Genomic DNA, 7,139 nt, shown 5'->3' on the forward strand with positions numbered 1-7,139 from the left:
GCTCTCAATCGTTTCAATCGTCATCGTCGGGGACATTTCTATGCCCAAGATTAAAGGCAGTACTTCCTGGGACAATGCGATCGCGCCGCACGTGAAGGGGAGTGGCGCTTCACAGGCGGGCTTCCAGTCCAAGAAGGGTATCAAGACGGTCGCGCCTAGAAGCTACAGCGCTAACCGCGAGAGGCAGCTGTTCCGCCATATTTCCACGCGGCTGTATTTCCACGCCAAGAACAAGGCGAAAAAGAAGGGTCTCGACAACCCGGTGGAAATCCAGATGATGCGCGCCGGCACCAATGTCTTCATTGGCAGCAACGAGGACGACACCGCGCACACCATCCACAAGACGCTCTCCTATCAGGACACCACGCGCAAAGCTTTGGTGGACAAGAGCTACTTTGCCACCAAGAAATCCGCCGGCGGACGCATCACCAGCCGGCATGCCAGCAAGCTGGAGTCCCGCATGTTCGACAAGAGCGGGCAGAAGAAGTGGGTGAAGGGCGGCAAGGGCGTGGATGCGGCTTCGCGCACGGCAGCGGCGTACTCCGCCAATCTGCTGCGCGACAAGGAGCCGGAGTTCCTCGACATGACGGACAAGAAGGCCGTGAAGCAGGCCTTCAAAAGCAAGGGTAAGGTCTTCATCGTACACAGCGACCGTACCCAGGAGGGGCGCCATGTCGAGGAGAAATTCATGGACCTGCTGGAGACCGGTGGGCATAAGACACGCGCTGTCATCGGAGGCAAGATGCGCCCCTGCCTGACCTGTTCCGGCCGTATGAGCCATACCAAATCCGAAGGGCACGACGTGGATTTCGGCAACGAACCGGGCAAGATCTGGAAGAGCCGCTACGAATCCCAGCCCAAGGAAGTGCGCAAGTCGACGGCCAAGCTCGCGCAGACCAAGCACACGTTCAAATCGAAGGCAGGGTTTGGTTACGACGCGGAGTCGGATTCGGATAGCGATTGAGCTGTTCTTTTCGCGCGCACATAACCTCCCAGGTTATTGCTTCGCCAGATTTCATGGCTACGTTATGTGCAAGCACATTGGGCATGGGAGGGAATATGCAGCTGTCATTTTGGCATTGGGCGATTTGCGCTGCATTGATCGCAGCTCCGGTACAGGCTGGGCAAGAGGTTGGTGACTACAGAAGTTTGCCAAAGGATCTTGCCGCCGCCGCGACGGCCTATGATCTCGCGCAATTCAAATCCAATCGGCCCGAACTCGAGCGGCTCCTGGCCGACGACTACACGCTGGCGGGCTCAAGCGGCAAGAACCAGACGAAGGCGGAATACATCGCCGATGCGGTGGCTCCGGGAAGCAAGACCAGCTATGTCGCCATCAGCCAGCAGGTAACCAAGGTTTGGCCGGGCGGTGCTGTGCTCGGCGGGATGGTCGATGCCAAGGGCTACAACCACGGCAAGGCATTTTCGATTCGCGCCCGCTTCGTCGATGTCTGGGCGAAACGCAACGGCCAGTGGCAGGTGATCTTCACGCAGGTCAATGAGGCTCCGTGAGCGCAGGTGCCGTAGTGCCGGAACATGATGACGTTTACCAGTGCACAACGAAGCTAAGGCAAAACATTTAGATCCAGCCTGAGGGAACTCACTCTCGGGAGCGGTGGCGTACATCTTGGCTGGTGCCAATAACGTCACTCGCGCAAAGTGATCAGGGAGCGCTATCGCGGGTGCCGTTTGCCATGCGCAGGATGTCGCTCATCCCACGCCAGAGGCTCTTCGTCACTTCGTTCTTGCTCCCCTGGACGTCCCTTGTGAAAGTGAGACGGCAACGCGCAGGTCTTGTTGTCGATCTTCTTTCTCAACGCTGATCCAAGGCAAGACACACATGTCAAATCGCTCATTGGATCTGGACGTCCTGCGCAACCTTCCCATCGCAGGCATCTTCTTCTGCTTCTTCTTAGCGCTGAGCTCTTTGCCAGCGGTGGCAGCAACGCTACCCGGGCAAACGGAATCGACGGCTAAAGCCACTCCGGCGCCGACCCTTTTTCAGCCCGAGGCCGTATGGCCAGGCGGCGATGATTCAGCGCCTGCCTTCATGCCCGATGGCAGGACCGTGTTCTTCACTCATAGGGATGTCGCCATCACGATCATGATGTCCACGTTGCATAACGGCATCTGGTCCAAGCCCAAAGTTGCGCCGTTCTCGGGCAAGTGGCGCGACATCGAACCCGCCATGGCGCCGGACGGCTCCTACCTGGTCTTTGTCTCTAACCGACCAATGAAGGCAGGCGGTGCGCCCCTGACCGGCTATTTTGGCGGGCAATCGCGACCGGGCGCGGGCGGCAATATATGGCGGGTCGACCGCAAGGGTGATGGCTGGAGCGAACCAGTGCGGCTCCCTGACATCATCAACAGCCATTCGGCGATCTATTCGCCTGCCGTCGCCGGTGATGGCAGCATCTACTTCAATCAGCCGGACCCCGTGACCAGGAAGAGTCATGTTTACCGCGCGCAAGCCAAGAGTGATGGCTTCGAGGCACCCATCCCGCTATCGATCAGCGACGGAACCCATCCGGGCTACGACGTGGCCGTAGCCCCCGACGAATCGTTTCTCATCTTCTCCGCCAGTCGTGTGCCGGCAGCGAAGGACCAGTCGTTGCTGTTCGTCGCTTTCAGGCAAAACGGCAAGTGGACTGAGCCACAAGCGCTCGAGCCACACCTTGAGGGACTCGAGTCCCGGCTCAGTCCTGACCTCAAGACTCTCTATTTCGAAGCGGATGAAGCTTCCGGGGCAAAGACGCATGGCCGGATCTTTCAGGTCCCGTTACATGCATACGTCCCTTCACACTGAGAGCGGTGCGCTCACGCTTGGTGTTAATCCCTTGGTCCTTGGCAGACTCCCAGCGTGGAGTTGAGCAACACGTCTCAGTTTCTGCATGGGGTGATGCCGTCGAGCAACGTGGTCGGAACTACCCGTGCCACCGGGTAACAACAAATCATCATTTATAAGTGGCTCGATGCGCCATGGATTTCCCTATGCGCCACGGATTTAAAGTTCGCAAATCAATTCAATGAATTAGTGAGTCTCAGCGGGCGCGACTCTCGGTAGCAATATCAAGTTGGCACCGAGTTCGCATTTCGACTCAGGCGCCGCGCACTGGCACTAGCAATTTCATCCGGGGCGACGCATCGGGTGGTTTTTCGGTCGAATGCCCGAAACCACAAGAACTTGCGGCTTGCAAAGTCGGATGCATTGTTTAAAGAATCTATGAGGGAGGGGGTATCTCGGGCGTTCTGTTCGCCGCACGTGGAAGTGCGAGCACTTAGTGCCAGCCCCGTCGTAACAGCCATCGTTTTCCAAGGATTTGACACGCCGCTCGCGCTTTCGCGAAACGGCGTCCCTCAGTTTTTACAGGAGTACGCATGTCTACCGGTTCGCGCTCGTCGGAAACGTTGTACGAAGTGGTGGTCAACCGGGATGGTCAGTATTCGACCTGGCCGGTGTTCAAGGTATTGCCGCAAGGGTGGGCCAAGGCGGGCAAGCAAGGGGCTAAGGCAGCTTGCCTCGAATTCATTGGCACCGCGTGGACTGACATGCGTCCGACATCACTCGGCGCTAGCGTGCGCCGTTAGCGTCGCCGAACGTTTCGCGTTGCGTTCCGGATGACCCCGTCGCGGGTCGTCCATATGCCCCTGAGGGGAGGGGAGTTGGCTGCAGGGTCAGCCATGGATTCCGGATCCACTCGGTCGTATCGACGACCGGGATGCGGAGCCATGAGCCAGTATGGATGCATCGCTCGTGAAAACCGTTCTTTCGTTTGCAGGACAGGGGTCTCATCACGTTGGGATGGGGCGTGAATTGTTTGAAGGCGACGCATGCTTCCGCGCGAGCATGCAGCACGCCGACCGCCTCGTGCGCGAGCGCTGCGGCGAATCCGTGCTGGCGGTGCTGTACGCAGAAGGCGGCAGCGCGAACGTTCCGCTGACGCGCCTGCTGCACAGCCATGTCGCCATCTTCATGGTGGAGTACGCGCTCGCGATGTCGCTGCTCGAGCGCGGCCTGCGCTTCGATCTAGTGTTGGGCGCGAGCCTGGGAACCTACGCCGCAGCTGCCGTGGCGGGATACATCGACGCGGACGCCGCGCTGCTGGCGGTGATCGAGCAGGCGCTCGCCGTCGAAGCGCATGCCGAAGCGGGGCGCATGATCGCGGTGGTGGGCGAGCCGGGGCGTTACCTCGATGCCGAACTGCTTGCCCTATGCGAAGTCGGCGCGCGTCACTTCGCCACGCATGCCGTGCTTTCACTGCCAGAGGCCAACGGCGCGGCCGTGGAATATCTGCTGCGCCGTCGCGGTATGGCATTTCAGGAGCTGCCGGTTGCGTTTCCCTTCCACTCCCGCTGGATCGATGCGGCGCGGACGCCGTACGAGGCATTCCTGCGGAGCTTGACCACGAAGGCCGGTCGCGTGCCCATCGCCTGCTGCGCGGCAAGGGATGTACTGCACGACTTTCCGTCCGGCCATTTCTGGTCCGTCGTGCGCGATCCCATCCGCCTGCCGGAAACGCTGGCGGCGATCGGTGCGCCGGAAGGTTATCGCTACGTCGACGTCAGTCCCGCCGGGACGATGGCGACGCTCTTGAAGTACGCGTTGCCGGAGGGAACGGACGTCCGTTCGATCGTGTCGCCCTCCGGCGGCGATCTCGCACGACTCGATGCATTGGCGGCACCGCGAACGGCCACGCGGCCGGTGCGGAATGGACAGGTACGTAATGGACAACTACCGGAGTCACGCAGCATGAAGGCAGTCATCTTTCCAGGTCAGGGTTCCCAGTTCAAAGGTATGGGCAAGGAGCTGTTCCCGCTCTTTCCTGAGCAGGTGAGGAGCGCTTCGGAGGTTCTCGGCTATTCGGTGGAAGACCTCTGCCTCAACGACCGCGAGGGCCTGCTGTCCAAGACCCAGTACACGCAGCCCGCCTTGTATGTGGTCAACGCGCTGCATTACTACCGGGCGCAGGCAACCCAGGAGGAGGGCGGCAACGCGAAGGCCCCCATGTTCTTCGCCGGCCACAGCCTCGGCGAGTACAACGCCCTGCATGCGGCGGGCGTGTTCTCCTTCGAGACGGGCCTGCGCCTGGTCCAGAAGCGCGGTGAGCTGATGGGACGCGCGAGCGGCGGCGGCATGGCCGCAGTGCTGGGCATTTCGGCGCAGGAGATCCGCGGCATGCTTGATGAGCATCGCCTCGATGGCATCGACATCGCCAACCTCAACACGCCGACGCAGACGGTGATCGCGGGCGACCACGAAGCGCTCGCCGCGGCGGCGCAACTGTTCTCGAAGATGAACCTGCGCTACGTGCCATTGAACGTCAGCGCGCCCTTCCATTCGCGGCACATGCAACCGGTGCAGGCGGAGTTTGCGCAGTTCCTGCGCGGGTTTTCCTTCGAGGCACCCAAGGCCACCGTGATCGCCAACGCGACCGCGCGACCGTACGACGGCAGCCGCATCGCCGACACGCTGGCCCGGCAGATCGCGAACCCCGTGCATTGGGTGGACTCCATCCGCTATGTGATGGGCAAGGGCGAGGTCGAGTTCCAGGAGTTGGGTGCCACGATCCTGTCGAGGATGGTGAACGAGATACGCAGCACGCAGACGCCGATCTTTGACGAAGCGGAGTTCGATGACGAGGAAGACGACTCGATCGCCATAGCCATACCTTCCGTCGTACCCCGCGCGGATGGCAGCGGAATCCAAGTGGAGACCATCGCTACGAAACATGGCGCAACCTCCGCAATCGAGGCTGCCTCTCTCGGCAGCGCCGTGTTCCGTCGCCGCCACGGCGTGCGCTATGCCTACATGACAGGCGCGATGTACCGGGGCGTCGCCTCGGCCGAGCTGGTCGTGCGGATGGGCAAGGCCGGTTTCCTCAGTTTCTTCGGCGCCGGTGGCCTGTCGCCGGCGAAGATCGAGGCGGCCATCGTGCGCATTCAGGCGGAGCTGAACGCGGGGCAGCCCTATGGCATGAACCTGCTGGCGAACTACGAGTACCCCGCGCAGGAAGAGGCGGTAGTCGAGCTCTACCTGCGCTACGGCATCCGCAACGTCGAGGCCGCCGCGTTCATGCAGATGACGCCCGCTCTGGTGCGCTTCCGCCTGCAGGGGCTGCAGCGCAACGCGCAAGGCGAGCTGGTCTGCACGCACCGCGTGATCGCCAAGGTGTCGCGCCCTGAAGTCGCGCGTGCTTTTATGAGTCCGCCGCCGAAAGCGATCGTCGACCGTCTGCTCGAGCGCGGCCTGGTCACGGCGGAACAGGCGGCCTGGTCGAAGTCGATTCCGATGAGCCACGACGTCTGCGTCGAGGCCGATTCCGGCGGTCATACGGACGGTGGCATCGCGGCGGTGATGCTGCCGCCGCTGCTGCGGCTGCGCGACGAACTGCAGGCCGAGAACGCCTACGCCGAACCGATCTGCATGGGCCTGGCCGGCGGCATCGGCGGCCCCGAAGCCGCCGCCGCAGCCTTCCTGCTCGGCGCCGATTTCATCGCGACCGGCTCGATCAATCAGTGCACGGTGGAATCGGGCATGAGCGCCGACGGCAAGGCGCTGCTGCAGGCGATGGACATCCAGGACACCGAGTACGCGCCGGCGGGCGACATGTTCGAGATTGGCGCGCAGGTGCAGGTGCTGAAGAAGTCGGTGTTCTTTCCGGCGCGGGCGAACAAGCTGCTGTCGCTCTATCGCCACCACGAAAGCCTCGACGACATTCCCGAGCGCACGCGGCGGCAGCTGGAGACGACGTTCTTCAGGAAGACCTTCGACGAGATCTGGGCCGAAACTCGCGCCTACTTCCATTCGGCGGGCCTGCCGCACGAGATCGCCAAGGCCGAGGCGAACGCCAAGCACAAGATGGCCCTGGTGTTCCGCTGGTACTTCGCCTACTGCACGCGCATCGCTATGGAGGGCAAGGGCGACGACCGCGTCAACTACCAAATCCAGACGGGCCCCGCACTGGGTTCGTTCAACCAGTGGGTGAAAGGAACGGCGCTGGAGCCATGGACCGCGCGCCACGTGGACGACATCGCCGTCCGCGTGATGGACGCGGCAGCTGAGCATCTCAACCGTTCCTACGCGCGGCTACGCCGCGGCTGAAGTCGGATATCGGCACTGGGTACAGGAAGGCACGAGC

At 61.8% G+C, this 7,139-nt stretch carries 5 protein-coding genes; all 5 read left to right on the plus strand.

Going from position 1 to position 7,139, the window contains the following annotated elements; translation table 11 throughout:
* The first annotated feature begins 40 nt into the window (after positions 1-40).
* The 5 genes from BM338_RS14460 to fabD all read left to right on the plus strand — a co-directional run bounded on the left by BM338_RS14460 (position 41) and on the right by fabD (position 7,102).
* On the plus strand, positions 41-964 hold the full coding sequence (locus BM338_RS14460; protein WP_090451842.1) for a hypothetical protein: 924 nt from the start codon (positions 41-43) through the stop codon (positions 962-964).
* Positions 965-1,059: 95 nt separating this feature from the next.
* Positions 1,060-1,512 (plus strand): nuclear transport factor 2 family protein, encoded by a 453-nt coding sequence (locus tag BM338_RS14465; RefSeq protein WP_177229358.1) that lies wholly within the window; start codon positions 1,060-1,062, stop codon positions 1,510-1,512.
* Between the two features lie 328 nt (positions 1,513-1,840).
* On the plus strand, positions 1,841-2,806 hold the full coding sequence (locus BM338_RS14470) for a TolB family protein (RefSeq protein ID WP_090451846.1): 966 nt from the start codon (positions 1,841-1,843) through the stop codon (positions 2,804-2,806).
* Positions 2,807-3,378: 572 nt separating this feature from the next.
* Positions 3,379-3,588, plus strand: a complete 210-nt coding sequence (locus tag BM338_RS14475; protein WP_090451848.1) for an MbtH family protein — start codon at positions 3,379-3,381, stop codon at positions 3,586-3,588.
* Between the two features lie 151 nt (positions 3,589-3,739).
* Positions 3,740-7,102: an ACP S-malonyltransferase gene (gene fabD, locus BM338_RS14480; protein ID WP_090451850.1), complete on the plus strand. Its 3,363-nt coding sequence runs from the start codon at positions 3,740-3,742 to the stop codon at positions 7,100-7,102.
* Positions 7,103-7,139 lie beyond the last annotated feature (37 nt).

Origin of the sequence: Dyella sp. OK004 (genome assembly GCF_900114495.1) — a bacterium.
Classification (GTDB): domain Bacteria; phylum Pseudomonadota; class Gammaproteobacteria; order Xanthomonadales; family Rhodanobacteraceae; genus Dyella_D.